Source organism: Mesorhizobium sp. P2_C4, from assembly GCF_056404575.1.
This window is the reverse complement of the sequence record NZ_JBFUDT010000002.1, coordinates 174019-188156: the sequence shown is the minus strand read 5'-3', so window position 1 is coordinate 188156 and position 14138 is coordinate 174019. Positions and strand designations below refer to the sequence as shown.

The following is a 14138-nucleotide window of genomic DNA, read 5'->3' as shown; positions in this document are numbered from 1 at the left end:
CGGCTCGACGCAACCGATACTGGCGACGAAACAGGACAGGTGTGATGGACAAGGCGACCAGCGGCTGGATCAACGGCTTTCTCGGGGTGCTGATCTTCAGCGGATCGTTGCCGGCGACACGGGTGGCGGTGGCCGCCTTCGACCCGGTGTTCCTCACCGCTGCCCGCGCGGGCATCGCCGGCGTGCTGGCACTCTGTCTGTTGCTGGCTTTCCGCGAGAAGTGGCCGGGAGCAGGCGATGTCGTTTCACTGATCGTCGTCGCGCTTGGCGTCGTCGTCGGTTTTCCTCTGCTGACGGCGCTGGCGCTCAAGCATGTCACCTCGGCGCATTCTATTGTCTTCATCGGCCTGCTGCCACTGGCGACAGCGATTTTCGGGGTGATACGCGGCGGCGAGCGGCCGCGTCCGGCCTTCTGGCTGTTCTCATGCCTCGGCAGCAGCCTTGTTGCCGGATTTGCACTAACGCAGAGTTCTTCTGTGTCGCCGGTCGGCGACATGCTGATGCTCGCGGCCGTCGTCGTTTGTGGTCTTGGCTATGCCGAAGGCGCAAAGCTGTCGCGGACGCTCGGCGGCTGGCAGGTGATTTCCTGGGCGCTGGTTATCTCGTTGCCGATCATGGCAACGCTGGCCATCTTCATCATGCCAAATTCGTTCGCGGGAACGGGGCAGGCGGCCTGGATCGGTCTTGCCTACGTCTCCCTGTTCAGCATGCTGATCGGCTTTATCTTCTGGTACAGGGGGCTTGCCCAGGGCGGCATTGCCGCCGTCGGGCAATTGCAGCTGCTGCAGCCGTTTTTCGGACTGACGCTCGCTGCGACCTTGCTGCATGAAGCCGTGAGCTGGGCCATGGTCGCCGTCACCGCCGCGGTGGTCCTCTGTGTCGCCGGCGCCAAACGCTTCGCCAAATAATGCATGCCGCTCCGAAATAGCTTCGGGCCGCAGCGAAAACACATGAGGAGAGGGGAGAAGTGGAGGTTTCTGTTGCCAGGTACCTCCGAACCCCGCCTAGAAGTGCGAACCTCTAGGGCTTGAATTGAAGCTATCGCACCGCTTACGCGGCGAGACGTGCTTCCGCATAGTTGTCATTTGCAACTACAGGTTTAGCCCGATGACGGTGGTACCATGCCGGGCAAAAGTACGATCTTTACACCTTCGTCGATCCTATTTCGCCCCCATCAACAGCCGCTCTAAATGACAGAGCGGTTCTTGGTGGAGGCGCCGGGTACCGCCCCCGGGTCCGAACGGCTTATTTCATCGCCCATTTATCGCCATAGTCGGTCAAGCCGACAAAACGAATATAGGGGGCCATCGCAAAAAATGAAAGGCCGCATTGATGCTTTGTGCCCGCGTCAAACTGTGCCCCAACGGCGACACGAACTTGCAAACGGTCTCAACCGAAGCTTTGCGGCGGTGAGGAGTTGACGACCTAGCGCACAAGTTGCGGCAGCGCGCCACAGCCCTCATCGATCGGATCCGTGGCGCCGACGTGGGGAAATTTGATGGCCGACTATCTCGCAGACGTGAAGAAATACGACGCCGCGGCGAGCGCCGACGCGGTCGCCAAGATCGTCAAGCATCTGGGCATCGCGCTGAGGAACCGCGATTCCTCGCTGGTGTCGTGCACCGATCCCAAGGAACTCGATCGCGTCAAGGCGGGTTGGGTTTCCAAGAAGCTCGGCATCACCGACGGCAGCAAGGCTGATGCCTCGATCGAAAAGGTCTGCAAGGCGATGGCGGCCGACAACACCAAGAGCCGGGTGACCTTCTACTATCTGGTCGCCAAGGATTTGGGCAAGCTCGGCTCCCTCTGACGAACACCCTATAAGATGCAGACGCCGGCGCGAATTTCGCGCCTGCTTCTGTTGCCGGATTCGGCTATGATCACCGGCAACCCCGAATCGAGGCGAAACCGATGCGCCAATATCTCGACCTGTTGAAGCATGTGCTGGAAAACGGCGCCGATCGCGGCGACCGCACCGGCACCGGCACGCGTGGGGTGTTCGGCTACCAGATGCGCTTCGATCTGGCGCGCGGCTTTCCGGTCACCACCACCAAGAAGCTGCACCTGAAGTCGATCGTGCATGAGCTTTTGTGGTTCCTGGCCGGCGACACCAACATCAAATACCTGACCGACCACGGCGTTTCCATCTGGGACGAATGGGCCGACGAGAACGGCGACCTTGGTCCTGTCTATGGCAAACAGTGGCGCTCGTGGCCGGATGGCCATGGCGGCGGGATCGACCAGATTGCAAATCTTCTCAAGGAGATACGCAAGAACCCTAATTCGCGGCGGCTGATCGTTTCAGCGTGGAACCCGGCCGAGGTGGAAGCCATGGCGCTGCCGCCCTGCCACTGCCTGTTCCAGTTCTACGTCTCGGAAGGCAAGCTCTCCTGCCAGCTCTACCAGCGTTCAGCCGACATCTTTCTCGGCGTGCCGTTCAACATCGCGTCCTACGCGCTGCTCACCTTGATGGTGGCGCAAGTGACGGGGCTGAAGCCGGGTGACTTCATCCATACGCTTGGCGACGCGCATCTCTACTCTAACCATTTCGAGCAGGCGCGCGAACAGTTGCGGCGCACGCCCAAGGCGCTGCCGACGCTTTGGATCAATCCCGAGGTGAAGGATCTCTTTGCCTTCCGCTTCGAGGATTTCCGGCTCGAGAACTACCTCGCCGACGCGACGATCAAGGCGCCGATCGCGGTTTAGGCCACTATACGAGCCGATCATTCGATTCCGACCATGACGTCCGAGGCCTTGATCACGGCATAGGCCTGCTTGCCCTTTTCGAGCTCGAGGTCGGCGACGGCCTCGTTGGTGATCGAGGCGGTGACGACGGCGACGCCGCCAATGTCGATCCTGACATGCGAGGTGGTGGCTCCTTTGACGATTTCAACGATCGTTCCCTTGAGGATGTTGCGGGCGCTGATTTTCATGAGGACGTCTCCTTCGATCTTCATTTCGCTGTATCCGACCGAAATCATCGTAGGCCGCGACAGCTTCAAGATACAACGGCGACGTGGAGCAAAAGCCTTCCCTTGTTATGTTCATACGGATATATCGGTCGGCAGGCTGCGAGCTGATCGGATTTCAAACCCAGGGAGAGTTTCATGCTGACGCGCAAAGATTTCGGATTGAGGGCGATTGCGATCGGTGGTTTTGCGGCCATGCTGGCGGCTGCTGTGCCGGCAGCGCATGCGGGAGACAAGGTCTTGGTTTTTGCCGCGGCGAGCCTCAAGGACGGCCTCGACGCCGTCAACAAGGCCTGCGAGGCCGATGTCGGCGAAGCGGCGACCATTTCCTATGCGGCAAGCTCGGCGCTGGCCAAGCAGATCGAAGGTGGCGCGCCGGCCGATGTGTTCATCTCGGCCGATCTCGACTGGATGAAGTATCTTTCCGACAAGAAGCTGACCAAACCCGACACTGAAGTGAAGCTGCTCGGCAACCAGATCGTGCTGGTGGCGCCGAAGGATTCGAAGGCCGAAACCAAGATCGAGAAAGGTTTCGACCTCGCCAAGCTCATCGGCGACGGCAAGCTCGCCATGGGCGATTTCAAGGCGGTGCCGGCCGGCAAATACGGCAAGGCCGCACTTGAATCGCTCGGCGTCTGGTCCTCGGTCGAGGGCAAGGTGGCGCAGGCCGAGAATGTGCGCGCGGCACTCAAGCTGGTCTCGACCGGCGAAGCCGCGCTCGGCATCGTCTACGCCACCGACGCGCATGCCGACAAAGGTGTGAAGGTGGTCGGCACCTTCCCGGAGGATTCGCATCCGCCGATCATCTATCCGGTTGCCCAGACGGCCGATTCCAAGGACAAGGATACGCCGGCATTCCTGAAGTGTCTTGAGTCCGCCAAGGCGGCCGAACTGTTCAAGGCACAGGGCTTCACGATCCTGGCGCCGAGCAATTAAGGCAACGCCTGACGCATGAACTGGCTGCTGGACCTCACTCCCGACGAATGGAATGCGGTCCGGCTGTCGATCAAGGTGGCAACGGTGGCGATGCTCGCCAGCCTGCCGCCCGGCATCTTGATCGCGCTGGTGCTGGCCCGCGGCCAATTCTGGGGCAAGACCTTGCTCAACGGGCTGGTGCACCTGCCGCTGATACTGCCGCCGGTAGTGACCGGCTATTTGCTGCTGCTGACCTTCGGCAAGCGCGGCCCGGCGGGCGCCTTTCTCGCCGAACATTTCGGCATTGTCTTCTCGTTTCGCTGGACGGGCGCCGCACTGGCCTGCGGCGTCATGGGCTTTCCGCTGATGGTAAGGGCGATCCGGCTGTCGATCGAGGCTGTCGATCGCAAGCTGGAAGCGGCGGCGGGAACGCTTGGCGCCAATCCTTTGTGGGTGTTCGCCACCATCACGCTGCCGCTGATCCTGCCTGGCCTGATTGCCGGTGCCATCCTGTCGTTTGCCAAGGCGATGGGCGAGTTCGGCGCGACCATAACCTTCGTTTCCAATATCCCCAACGAGACGCAGACGCTGCCGTCGGCGATTTATACTTTTACGCAGGTGCCGGGCGGTGACGCCGGCGCGCTGCGGCTGACGTTGATCTCGATCGTCATCTCGATGGCGGCACTGGTCGCTTCGGAAGTGCTGGCGCGGCGCGTCGTCCGGCGGATGGACATCGAATGAGCGTTCTCGTCGACATCAGCCATCGCCTCGGCGATTTCGGCATCGACGCCCGCTTCGAGAGCGCCGGGCGGCTGACCGCGCTGTTCGGGCCCTCGGGCTCCGGCAAGACGACGCTGATCGACCTGATCGCCGGGCTGATCCGGCCGGACAAGGGCCGCATCGCTATCGATGGCCGCGTGCTGGTCGATACGGATGCCGGCCTGTTCGTGCCGAAGCACAAAAGGCGGATCGGCATGGTGTTCCAGGACGCGCGGCTGTTCCCGCATCTGAGCGTCGCCGGTAATCTGCGCTACGGCCGCTGGTTCACGCCGACGGCGGAACGCTATGCGGACATCAATGCGGTGGTCGACCTGCTTGGGATCCGTCATCTGCTCGACCGGCGGCCGGCAAAGCTTTCCGGCGGCGAGAAACAGCGCGTGGCGATCGGCCGGGCGCTGCTGGCCAGTCCAAAACTGCTTTTGATGGACGAACCGCTGGCGTCGCTCGACGAAGCCCGTAGGGCCGAGATCCTGCCCTATATCGAGCGGCTGCGCGACGAGACGAAAATCCCGATCGTCTATGTCAGCCATTCCGTTGCCGAGGTGGCGCGGCTGGCAAGCGACGTGGTGGTGCTGGCGCATGGCCAGGTCGTGGCTTCCGGCCCGACCGGGGCGATCATGCAGCGGCTCGATCTGCTGCCGGCTGAGGAGCGCGGCGAGGGTGGCGCCGTGCTGGACACCAGCGTGCTGCGCCACGACGAGGCGTTCGGCATGACTGTGCTTGGCTCGGCAGCGGGCGAGATCCGCGTGCCGCGGCTGGCAATGGCGGCCGGTGCGCCGGTGCGCGTCCGTATCCGCGCCCGCGATGTCATGATCGCCACCGAGCAGCCGGTGGGGCTCAGCGCACTCAACATTTTGCCGGGCACCATCATTGCGATAAAGCCGGGCGAGGGGCCCGCGGTCGAAATTGGCATCGACTGCGATGGCGCCATTGTGCTTGCCCGCATCACCGAGCAGTCGCGGCAGACGCTGAAATTGCGGCTCGGTGGAAAAGTCTTCGCGGTGGTCAAGACGGTGAGTTTCGACCGGGCGAATACCGGCGCCGGCCTGCCCGTCGAGGCCGACGGGTGACCAAAGGACAATAGCGCTATGTCGGTTTGGAATAGCGCTAGAACTGCCGAAGGGCTAATCTGACTGCGGAGGACCAGAAATGCCATCGCTGAGCTTGCGCATAAACCTCGATCCCGACGGACGCATCGGGCCGGGCAAGATCGAGCTTCTCGAGCAGATCGCGGCCTTCGGCTCGATCTCGGCCGCGGCGCGCGGCATGGAGATGTCCTACAAGCACGCCTGGGACCTGGTCGAGGACATGAACCGGGTGTTCGGCAAGCCGCTGGTCGCAGCACAAACCGGCGGCCGCAAGGGCGGCGGCGCCCAACTAACGTCTGTCGGGCTTGCCGTGGTCAGCCGCTTCCGCGCTATCGAGCGGGCGGCGACGTCCGCGGCGGCGACGCATATGGAGGCACTGCAGGCGGAGATTGATGCGGCTTGAGGCAATAGGGCAGTAGGGCAGTAGGGCCTAGTCGTCTTCACCTGGCTTGCGCAGCAGGTAGGTGTCCATGATCCAGCCGTTCTTTCGGCGGGCTTCTTCGCGGGTTCGCTCGATCTCGGCGCCGACATCGCCGAGGCGGCCGGAGATGAGGATTTCGTCCGGTGTGCCGAGATAGGCGCCCCAGTGGATGATGAGGTCCTTGTCGGCCAGCGTGTTGAAGGCGCATTTGCCGTCGAGCATGACGACGGTGCTGCCGGCATTCTGCGGCATGCCTTCTTCGGTCAGGCGACGGCCGGTGGTGACCAGGATGGAATCGCCGATGCGGTTCAGTGCCATTTTATGGCCGGCGGCCAGGGCCTGGACAGCGGTGATGCCGGGAATGACTTCCAACTCGAACGCTACATTGCCCCTCAGGCGCACCCGCTCGAGAATGCGCAGCGCGCTGTCGTAGAGCGAGGGATCACCCCAGATCAGGAAAGCGCCGCAACCGTCTTCGGCAAGCTCGTCGCGGATCAGGCCTTCGTAAATTTCGGCGATCGCCTCGTGCCAGTCGTCAACGGTCGAGCGGTAGGACGGCGCCGGCTCGGCGCGCACCGGCACGTCGAACTCGACCCGGCGCGAGTTCGGGTTGGTGACGAAACGGTCGCAGATATGGCGCCGCAATTCGGCGAGGTCGTTCTTTTTCGCGCCTTTGTCGGGGATAAACAGGACGTCCGCCCGGTTCAGGCCGTCGATGGCCTGGACCGTCATATGGTCGGGATTGCCGGCGCCGATGCCGATGACGAGAAGCTTGCGCATGGGCGAACTCCTGCCCGATCGCAACGTCAGTGTCCAGACAGCCATGAGATGTGCGCAAGCCTTCGCGAGCATGCTGAAGGGCTTTGAAACGCCACATTGAAACGTCTAGTGTCGCCACGGCATTCTTGCCGAGGGGGCTTCCATGTTTCGCACCATCCTGACCGCGGCGCTGGCGCTTTCTGCCGCACCTGCATTGGCCAATGATTCGGTCGCCGAACTCGGCACCGGCGGGCTGATCCTGTCGCGCAGCGACGCGGTGGCGATGGAAAGCGAGGACCTCTACATCTCGCCGGAAAAGGTGACGGTCGACTATGTCTTCCGCAACAACACCGACAAGGATGTCGACGCGATCGTTGCCTTCCCGATGCCCGACATCTCGGGCGATCCCGAGGAGAGCCCGGCGATCCCTGAAAATCAGAGCGACAATTTCCTCGGCTTTGAGGTGACGATCGACGGCGTGGCGGCAAAGCCGCAACTGGAGCAAAAAGTGTTTGCGCTTGGCATCGACATCGGCGCCGATTTGAAGGCGCAAAACGTGCCGTTCAATCCATTTGGGGACGCGGCCAAGGCGGCGCTGGCAAAACTGCCGCAAGCCGTTGCCGACGACTGGGTCAACCGCGGCATCATCATCCAGGACTCGTCCGACGACGACGCAGGCGCGAAACCCATCTACGCGCCGTTCTGGCAACTGCGTTCGACCTATTGGTGGCGTTCAACCTTCCCAGCCAACAAGGCGGTCAAGGTTTCCCACCGCTACAAGCCGAGCGTCGGCGGGACATCCTCGGTCAGTTTTTTCTATGACGGCCAGTTCCAGGGCCAGTACGCGGCCTACAAGCCCCGCTATTGCATGGACAACAATTTCGAGAATGCGGTGCGCAAGGCGGCCAAGGACGATCCCGACGGCTATCCGAAATATTTCGAGAGCCGCATCGCCTATGTCCTGACCACCGGCGGCAACTGGGCGGCGGGCACCATCGGCAAGTTCAAGCTGACCGTCGACAAGGGCAATCCGAAGGCCCTGATCTCGTTCTGTGGCGATAACGTCAGAAAAGTCGGGGCGACGACATTCGAGATGACGGCCAATGATTTCTATCCCGAGCATGACATCGACATCCTGATCCTCGATCCGTCGGACAGCGATGGCGGGAACGGCGGCTGATGGACATCGCGATCTATGTTGCCATCGCCGAGAATGGCGTGATCGGGCGCGATGGCGGCTTGCCGTGGCGGCTTTCCACGGATCTCAAGCGCTTCAAGGCCGACACGATGGGCAAGCCGATCATCATGGGCCGCAAGACCTATGAGGGCATCGGCCGGCCATTGCCGGGCAGGCTGAACATTGTGGTGACCCGCGACAAGGTCTGGCGCGCCGAGGGTATCGAAATCGCGCATTCGCTCGACGAAGCAATCAAGCTGGCGACGGTGCGCGGGCGCTGCATGGCCGGCGCCGACGAGATCTGCGTCGTCGGCGGCGGCGAGATCTATGCGCAGGCGTTGCCGCTGGCCGACCGGCTGCACGTCACCCATGTGCTGGCCAGTGTCGATGGCGACGCGCATTTCCCTGACATCGACCCGGATTTGTGGCGCCTGGTCAGTTCGCAGGACGTTCCGGCGGGTGAAAAGGACAGCCACGCGACGCGCTATTCGGTTTACGAGCGACGCCGCGACGTGCATTGAAGGCGATAAAGGGTCGCGAACGGTCCAAAACGGACGCGCTCGGCAGCGGATCGCGTTGAAAGCGCGCCCGCGCATCCCTATAGAAGAACTACTGGATTTTGCGCCGCAACGCCGGCGTCGAGGGAATTCCAAGCGAAAGGACATTCATGCCCTGGAACGACAAAAGCGGCGGTGGCGGCGGCCCATGGGGCGGCGGCGGCGGCAACAATCAGGGGCCCTGGGGGCAGGGACCAAAGGGACCGAGCGGTCCGCAGGGCTCGCCTCCCGATCTTGAAGACATCATCCGGCGCGGCCAGGACAGGCTCCGGCGCGCACTGCCGGGTGGTGGCGGCGCCAGCCCCGCGGTCTTCGCACTGATCGCGGCCGCATTGGTCGTGCTGTGGGCGTTCAAGGCGGTCTATACCGTGCAGCCCGATGAGGTTGCGGTGGAGTTGCGCTTCGGCAAGCCGAAGGCCGAACTCTCGCAGCCCGGCCTGCATTTCCACTGGTGGCCGATCGAAACGGTCGAGACCGCCAACATCGCCGAGCAGCTCGTCGATATCGGTGGCGGCAACACCAGCGGCAACGGTCTGATGCTCTCGGGCGACCAGAACATCGTCAACGTGCAGTTCTCGGTGGCCTACCAGGTTTCCGATCCGCGGGCCTATTTGTTCGACGTCTCCGATCCCGAAGGTATGCTGCAGCAGGTCGCTGAAAGCGCCATGCGTGAAGCCGTCGGCCGGCGACCGGCGCAGGACATCTTCCGCGACGACCGCCAGGGCATTGCGGCATCGGTGCGTGAAATCATCCAGACGACGCTGGACGGCTACAAGGCCGGCCTGAACGTCAACGCGGTTTCGATCGAGGACGCGGCGCCGCCGCGCGATGTCGCCGACGCGTTCGACGAGGTGCAGCGCGCCGAACAGGACGAGGACAAGTTCGTCGAGCAGGCCAACCAGTATTCCAACCAGAAGCTGGGCCAGGCGCGCGGCGCGGCGGCGCAGGTCCGCGAGGACGCTGCCGCCTACAAGAACCGTGTCGTGCAGGAGGCCGAAGGCGAGGCGCAGCGCTTCATCTCGGTCTATGACGAATACGCCAAGGCGCCGGATGTGACGCGCAAGCGGCTTTATCTGGAAACTATGGAGAAGGTCCTGAAAGACTCAAGCAAGGTCATTGTCGAACAGGGCAACGGGCAAGGGGTCGTTCCCTACCTGCCGCTGCCGGCACTGCAGCAGAAGGCGCCGGCGCCTTCTGTCCTGGGTGCGACCACGGGAGCAGCCCAGTGATGGCGAACCGTCTCCCCATCCTCGCGGTCGTCGCCGCGGTCATCCTGTTCCTGATCTATTCGTCGGTCTTCGTGGTCAACGCACGCCAGCAGGCGCTGGTGCTGCGCTTCGGCGAGATCGTCGACGTCAAGAATGAACCCGGCATCTATTTCAAGGCGCCTTTCGCCTTCTTCGATGCCGACAGCGTGCAGCTGATCGAAAACCGGGTGCTGCGCTTCGATCTCGATAACATCCGCGTCCAGGTTTCGGGCGGCAAGTTCTATGAGGTCGATGCTTTCATCGCCTACCGTATCTCGGATCCGCGGGTGTTCCGCGCCGCCGTATCCGGTCAGATCGGACTGGCCGAGGCACGGTTGCGGACGCGTCTCGATGCGGCACTGCGCCGTGTCTACGGTCTGCGCGACTTCGAGGCGGCGCTCTCGGAAGAGCGTGCGGTGATGATGCGCGAAGTGCGCGATCAGCTCAGGCCCGACGCCACCTCGCTCGGCCTGCAGATCGAGGATGTGCGCATCCGCCGGACCGACCTGACGGCCGAGGTTTCGCAGCAGACATTCGACCGCATGAAGGCCGAACGTCTGGCCGAGGCCGAGCGGCTCAGGGCGCGCGGCAAAGAGGCCGCGCAGCGCATCACCGCCCGCGCCGACCGCGAGGTGGTGGAGATCGTTGCCGAGGCGCAGAAGGAATCGGAGATCCTGCGCGGTGAGGGTGAAGCCCAGCGCAGCGCCACCTTCGCCGATGCCTTCAAACGCGATCCGGCCTTCTTCGATTTCTACCGGTCGATGAGCGCCTATGGCACGGCACTGGACAATAGCGGCACGACGATGGTGCTGTCGCCGAACTCGGAGTTCTTCCGCTTCTTCCGCGACCCTGACGGCAAGGCAGCACCGACGGCGCCGCCGGCAGCTCCCGCTGCACCGGCAACACAACCAAGCACCGGCCAGTAGCGGCCGGTGCAGGATTTCCTCGCGGCAATAGGCCTGGTCCTCGTCATCGAGGGCCTGGTCTATGGCGGGTTTCCGAACTTCGCCAAAAAACTTGCTGGTGAGGTGCTGTCGATGCCGGAGAATGCGCTGCGCATTGCCGGGCTGGCCGCGATCGCCATCGGTGTCGGCATCGTCTGGCTGGCGCGTGGCTGGCTGTAACGGAGGATTTATCCTCTGCCGGTAGTCATAGCCGCAAACGTGCCGTATTTTTTGCCAACATGGCGCGACGCGGCATTTGCCGACGCGCTTTACTTTTTCAAACACCGGGAGGCTTCTCGATGACATCCAACACCCTTCTGCGCGCAGCGAGGCGGACGTTCATCGCCGGCGCAGCCGCACTTCTCGTCGGCGCCGTTGCCGTCCCGTCCTTCGTGACTCCGACAGTGGCCGCGGACGGGCCTGCTTCGGTCGCCGACCTTGCCGAGGGCCTGCTTGGCGCGGTGGTCAACATTTCGACCTCGCAGACGGTGAAGGGCACGGAAGGCCCGGGCGCGGTGCCGATGCCTCAGCTTCCCGAGGGTTCGCCCTTCCAGGATTTCTTCGACGATTTCTTCAAGAACCGTGGCGGCGACAAGGATGGCGGCGCGCAGAAAGTGCAGTCGCTGGGCTCCGGCTTCGTGGTCGATGCCGAGCAAGGCATCGTCGTCACTAACAACCACGTCATTGCCGACGCCGACGACATCGAGGTGAATTTCTCCGATGGCATTACGCTGAAGGCGACGCTGGTCGGCACCGACACCAAGACCGACGTTGCCGTGCTGAAGGTCGATCCGAAGGGGCACAAGCTGACAGCGGTGAAGTTCGGCGATTCCAACAAGATGCGTGTCGGCGACTGGGTGATGGCGATCGGCAATCCGTTCGGCCTCGGCGGCACTGTGACGGTCGGCATCGTCTCGGCGCGCAACCGCGACATCAATTCGGGACCCTATGACGATTTCATCCAGACCGATGCAGCGATCAATCGCGGCAATTCCGGCGGACCGCTGTTCAACAGCTCGGGCGAGGTCATCGGCATCAACACGGCGATCATCTCGCCGTCGGGTGGCTCGATCGGCATCGGCTTCTCGATTCCCTCGCAGCTTGCTTCGGGCGTCGTCGACCAACTTCGCCAGTTCGGCGAGACGCGGCGCGGCTGGCTTGGCGTGCGCATCCAGCCGGTGACAGACGACATCGCCGAAAGCCTCGGCATGGCGACGGCCAAGGGTGCGCTGGTCGCCGGTGTCATCAAGGGCGGACCGGTCGACAACGGCACCATCCTGGCCGGCGACGTCATCATCAAGTTCGACGGCAAGGACATTCATGAAATGCGCGATCTGCCGCGTGTCGTTGCGGAAAGCCCGGTCGGCAAGGCGGTGGACGTGATCATCGTGCGCAAGGGCGTCGAGCAGACGGTGAAGGTGACGCTCGGTCGGCTCGAGGACGGCGAGAAGCTCGCCAGCGGCGAAGACGGCACCACCGACGAGGACAAGGGCGGCGACAAGGCGCCTGCGGTTTCGACGGCTTCGGTGCTCGGCATGACCGTCGGCGAACTCAATGACGAGACGCGCACCAAGTTCGGCATCGCTGCCGATGTCTCGGGCGTCGTCATCACCGACGTCACCAAGGATTCGGCTGCAGCCGAACGCGGCATCCAGGCCGGCGAGGTGATCACCGAGATCGCGCAGGAATCGGTCGCGACCCCGAAAGACGTCATGGACCGGATCGGCGCGTTGAAGGAGCAGGGGCGCAAGAACGCGCTGCTGATGCTGGCGTCGAAGACCGGCGAATTGCGGTTTGTGACCATCCGGATGGATTGAGTCCGGTCAGGCCTGCAACGATCTGATTTCGAATGAAAAGGGCGGCTAGCGAGCCGCCCTTTTTCGTGCCTGCCAGTCCTTGCGCGACAGAGCGTAGAGGACATGCCGCTTGAGATGCGGGTGACTGTCAGGGATGGATGGGTGGTCGAAATCGCGGGCCGGGTCAGGGCTCATGCCAAGACGCTCCATGACGGCCGTCGAACGGCGGTTGGTTGCGACGGCGAAGGAGACGATTTCGTCGCGGTCAAGCGTTTCGAAGCCAAAGGCGAGCCAGGCTTCGGAGGCCTCGGTGACATAGCCCTTGCCCCAGAATTCCGGCGCCAGCCGCCAGCCGATCTCGATCGTATCGGAAGGCATGGACGGCACGTGATCGGTCTCCAAGAGGCCGACAAAGCCGATGCATTCGCCCGTCGCGGCAATCTCGGCGGCGGCAAAACCAAAGCCGTCCTCGGCGATCCAGCCCCGAAATTCGTCCATCTTGGCATCCGTCTCGGCACGGTCGCGGCGGAACGGAAAGAATTCCATCACCTGCTCGTCCGAATTGATGCGATGGAAGAGTTCGCGGTCGCGGTCTTCCCAGTTGCGCAGGATCAGGCGTTCGGTGCGCATCGGTTTCATGAGGCGAATTCCCCCTGATGATAACCCTGGAGGTAGAGCAGCGCGGTCAGGTCGGCATGGTCGATGCGCACCTTGGCCTCCGCCGCAACCGTGGGCTTGGCATGCAGGGCGACACCGGTGCCTGCCAGGCGGATCATGTCGAGATCGTTGGCGCCGTCGCCGACGGCGATGGCATCGGCAGGCGCCAGACCGAGGCGGGCCGAGATTTCGATGAGCGCGTCGGCCTTGGCGGCGCGGCCAAGGATCGGCTCGGCGACCAGCCCGGCAAAGCGGCCGCTCTCCTCGATCAGGCGGTTGGCGCGGTTTTCCTGAAAACCGAGCATGGCGGCGATGCGAGAGGTGAAGATTTCGAAGCCACCGGACACAAGGGCTGTCCAGGCGCCATTGGCGCGCATCGTCTGGACAAGGGCGCGGCCGCCGGAGGCCAGTGTCAGGCGATTGGCGATGATGCGGTCGACCACGGCGGCGTCGAGACCTTTCAGCAACGCCACCCGCTCGCGCAGAGCCGGTTCGAAAGCGATCTCGCCATTCATCGAGCGCGCCGTGATGGCGGCGACGCGATCCTTGACGCCGATCTCATCGGCGAGCTCGTCGATGCACTCCTGGTCGATCATGGTCGAATCCATGTCGGCGATGAGAATCTTTTTTCGCCTGCCGTCAGCTTGCTGGACGATCAGGTCGACCGGTTCGGAAGCCAGCGCGGCGCGCAGGCTGGCGGTCGTTTCGGCGGCTTTGGCCGCTTCGGGCAGGACGAGATCGCAAGCGATGCCTTCGGCCAGCCAGCGAACAGCGCTTGCGCCGGCCGACCGTGACGCCATATTCGCAAGCGAGGCCGACAATGAGCGG

Annotated in this window: 17 protein-coding genes and 1 other RNA gene; 13 read left to right on the top strand and 5 right to left on the bottom strand. The window is 63.2% G+C overall.

Going from position 1 to position 14138, the window contains the following annotated elements:
* The first annotated feature begins 44 nt into the window (after nt 1-44).
* On the top strand, nt 45-908 hold the full coding sequence (locus AC1DX6_RS07350; RefSeq protein WP_477312075.1) for a DMT family transporter: 864 nt from the start codon (nt 45-47) through the stop codon (nt 906-908).
* 58 nt (nt 909-966) lie between these two features.
* Here AC1DX6_RS07350 and ssrA read toward each other — a convergent pair.
* Nucleotides 967-1326: a transfer-messenger RNA gene (gene ssrA, locus AC1DX6_RS07345) on the bottom strand.
* Between the two features lie 172 nt (nt 1327-1498).
* Here ssrA and AC1DX6_RS07340 point away from each other — a divergent pair.
* Both AC1DX6_RS07340 and AC1DX6_RS07335 read left to right on the top strand, forming a co-directional pair.
* Complete coding sequence (locus AC1DX6_RS07340; protein ID WP_477312074.1) at nt 1499-1810, top strand: DUF2853 family protein; 312 nt, start codon at nt 1499-1501, stop codon at nt 1808-1810.
* A 101-nt stretch (nt 1811-1911) separates the two neighbouring features.
* On the top strand, nt 1912-2706 hold the full coding sequence (locus AC1DX6_RS07335; RefSeq protein ID WP_477312073.1) for a thymidylate synthase: 795 nt from the start codon (nt 1912-1914) through the stop codon (nt 2704-2706).
* A gap of 17 nt (nt 2707-2723) precedes the next feature.
* Here the strand turns inward: AC1DX6_RS07335 and AC1DX6_RS07330 are convergent, their stop codons facing one another.
* Complete coding sequence (locus AC1DX6_RS07330) at nt 2724-2933, bottom strand: TOBE domain-containing protein (protein WP_477312072.1); 210 nt, start codon at nt 2931-2933, stop codon at nt 2724-2726.
* A 174-nt stretch (nt 2934-3107) separates the two neighbouring features.
* Here AC1DX6_RS07330 and modA point away from each other — a divergent pair, with 174 nt between their 5' ends.
* The 4 genes from modA to AC1DX6_RS07310 all read left to right on the top strand — a co-directional run bounded on the left by modA (nt 3108) and on the right by AC1DX6_RS07310 (nt 6155).
* Nucleotides 3108-3905: a molybdate ABC transporter substrate-binding protein gene (gene modA, locus AC1DX6_RS07325; protein WP_477312071.1), complete on the top strand. Its 798-nt coding sequence runs from the start codon at nt 3108-3110 to the stop codon at nt 3903-3905.
* 15 nt (nt 3906-3920) lie between these two features.
* Nucleotides 3921-4625: a molybdate ABC transporter permease subunit gene (gene modB / locus AC1DX6_RS07320; RefSeq protein WP_477312070.1), complete on the top strand. Its 705-nt coding sequence runs from the start codon at nt 3921-3923 to the stop codon at nt 4623-4625.
* Complete coding sequence (gene modC / locus AC1DX6_RS07315; RefSeq protein ID WP_477312069.1) at nt 4622-5734, top strand: molybdenum ABC transporter ATP-binding protein; 1113 nt, start codon at nt 4622-4624, stop codon at nt 5732-5734. The genes modB and modC overlap by 4 nt, the downstream gene beginning before the upstream one ends.
* Before the next feature lie 79 nt (nt 5735-5813).
* Entirely contained in the window at nt 5814-6155 is a 342-nt protein-coding gene (locus AC1DX6_RS07310) for a winged helix-turn-helix domain-containing protein (protein WP_477312068.1), read from the top strand.
* A 27-nt stretch (nt 6156-6182) separates the two neighbouring features.
* On the opposite strand, the gene cobF is transcribed toward AC1DX6_RS07310, so the two are convergent.
* Nucleotides 6183-6953, bottom strand: coding sequence for a precorrin-6A synthase (deacetylating) (gene cobF, locus AC1DX6_RS07305; RefSeq protein ID WP_477312067.1), 771 nt, complete (start codon nt 6951-6953; stop codon nt 6183-6185).
* A gap of 142 nt (nt 6954-7095) precedes the next feature.
* Here cobF and AC1DX6_RS07300 point away from each other — a divergent pair, with 142 nt between their 5' ends.
* The 6 genes from AC1DX6_RS07300 (at nt 7096) to AC1DX6_RS07275 (ending at nt 12674) form a co-directional block, all read left to right on the top strand.
* Complete coding sequence (locus tag AC1DX6_RS07300; protein ID WP_477312066.1) at nt 7096-8112, top strand: DUF4424 domain-containing protein; 1017 nt, start codon at nt 7096-7098, stop codon at nt 8110-8112.
* A complete protein-coding gene (locus tag AC1DX6_RS07295; protein ID WP_477312065.1) occupies nt 8112-8630 on the top strand; it encodes a dihydrofolate reductase in 519 nt (172 codons plus the stop codon). The genes AC1DX6_RS07300 and AC1DX6_RS07295 overlap by 1 nt, the downstream gene beginning before the upstream one ends.
* A gap of 146 nt (nt 8631-8776) precedes the next feature.
* Nucleotides 8777-9895 carry an FtsH protease activity modulator HflK gene (hflK, locus tag AC1DX6_RS07290; RefSeq protein ID WP_477312064.1) on the top strand — a complete coding sequence of 373 codons (1119 nt, stop codon included), beginning with the start codon at nt 8777-8779 and terminating at the stop codon, nt 9893-9895.
* Nucleotides 9895-10839 (top strand): protease modulator HflC, encoded by a 945-nt coding sequence (gene hflC, locus AC1DX6_RS07285; protein WP_477312063.1) that lies wholly within the window; start codon nt 9895-9897, stop codon nt 10837-10839. The genes hflK and hflC overlap by 1 nt, the downstream gene beginning before the upstream one ends.
* 6 nt (nt 10840-10845) lie before the next feature.
* Nucleotides 10846-11037 carry a DUF2065 domain-containing protein gene (locus tag AC1DX6_RS07280; RefSeq protein WP_477312062.1) on the top strand — a complete coding sequence of 64 codons (192 nt, stop codon included), beginning with the start codon at nt 10846-10848 and terminating at the stop codon, nt 11035-11037.
* Between the two features lie 119 nt (nt 11038-11156).
* Nucleotides 11157-12674: a DegQ family serine endoprotease gene (locus tag AC1DX6_RS07275; protein ID WP_477312061.1), complete on the top strand. Its 1518-nt coding sequence runs from the start codon at nt 11157-11159 to the stop codon at nt 12672-12674.
* 45 nt (nt 12675-12719) lie between these two features.
* Here the strand turns inward: AC1DX6_RS07275 and AC1DX6_RS07270 are convergent, their stop codons facing one another.
* A complete protein-coding gene (locus tag AC1DX6_RS07270; RefSeq protein ID WP_477312060.1) occupies nt 12720-13292 on the bottom strand; it encodes a GNAT family N-acetyltransferase in 573 nt (190 codons plus the stop codon).
* On the bottom strand, nt 13289-14110 hold the full coding sequence (gene serB / locus AC1DX6_RS07265; RefSeq protein WP_477313631.1) for a phosphoserine phosphatase SerB: 822 nt from the start codon (nt 14108-14110) through the stop codon (nt 13289-13291). The genes AC1DX6_RS07270 and serB overlap by 4 nt, the downstream gene beginning before the upstream one ends.
* Between the last annotated feature and the right edge of the window lie 28 nt (nt 14111-14138).

Excerpts from the sequence above, each read along its gene's own strand:
- modB (WP_477312070.1), top strand. The coding sequence starts at position 3,921 with ATGAACTGGCTGCTGGACCTCACTCCCGACGAATGGAATGCGGTCCGG.
- modC (WP_477312069.1), top strand. The coding sequence starts at position 4,622 with ATGAGCGTTCTCGTCGACATCAGCCATCGCCTCGGCGATTTCGGCATC.
- AC1DX6_RS07310 (WP_477312068.1), top strand. The coding sequence starts at position 5,814 with ATGCCATCGCTGAGCTTGCGCATAAACCTCGATCCCGACGGACGCATC.
- AC1DX6_RS07350 (WP_477312075.1), top strand. The coding sequence starts at position 45 with ATGGACAAGGCGACCAGCGGCTGGATCAACGGCTTTCTCGGGGTGCTG.
- AC1DX6_RS07335 (WP_477312073.1), top strand. The coding sequence starts at position 1,912 with ATGCGCCAATATCTCGACCTGTTGAAGCATGTGCTGGAAAACGGCGCC.
- AC1DX6_RS07330 (WP_477312072.1), bottom strand. The coding sequence starts at position 2,933 with ATGAAAATCAGCGCCCGCAACATCCTCAAGGGAACGATCGTTGAAATC.
- AC1DX6_RS07300 (WP_477312066.1), top strand. The coding sequence starts at position 7,096 with ATGTTTCGCACCATCCTGACCGCGGCGCTGGCGCTTTCTGCCGCACCT.
- hflC (WP_477312063.1), top strand. The coding sequence starts at position 9,895 with ATGGCGAACCGTCTCCCCATCCTCGCGGTCGTCGCCGCGGTCATCCTG.
- AC1DX6_RS07340 (WP_477312074.1), top strand. The coding sequence starts at position 1,499 with ATGGCCGACTATCTCGCAGACGTGAAGAAATACGACGCCGCGGCGAGC.
- AC1DX6_RS07275 (WP_477312061.1), top strand. The coding sequence starts at position 11,157 with ATGACATCCAACACCCTTCTGCGCGCAGCGAGGCGGACGTTCATCGCC.
- serB (WP_477313631.1), bottom strand. The coding sequence starts at position 14,110 with ATGGCGTCACGGTCGGCCGGCGCAAGCGCTGTTCGCTGGCTGGCCGAA.
- AC1DX6_RS07270 (WP_477312060.1), bottom strand. The coding sequence starts at position 13,292 with ATGAAACCGATGCGCACCGAACGCCTGATCCTGCGCAACTGGGAAGAC.
- hflK (WP_477312064.1), top strand. The coding sequence starts at position 8,777 with ATGCCCTGGAACGACAAAAGCGGCGGTGGCGGCGGCCCATGGGGCGGC.
- AC1DX6_RS07295 (WP_477312065.1), top strand. The coding sequence starts at position 8,112 with ATGGACATCGCGATCTATGTTGCCATCGCCGAGAATGGCGTGATCGGG.
- modA (WP_477312071.1), top strand. The coding sequence starts at position 3,108 with ATGCTGACGCGCAAAGATTTCGGATTGAGGGCGATTGCGATCGGTGGT.
- cobF (WP_477312067.1), bottom strand. The coding sequence starts at position 6,953 with ATGCGCAAGCTTCTCGTCATCGGCATCGGCGCCGGCAATCCCGACCAT.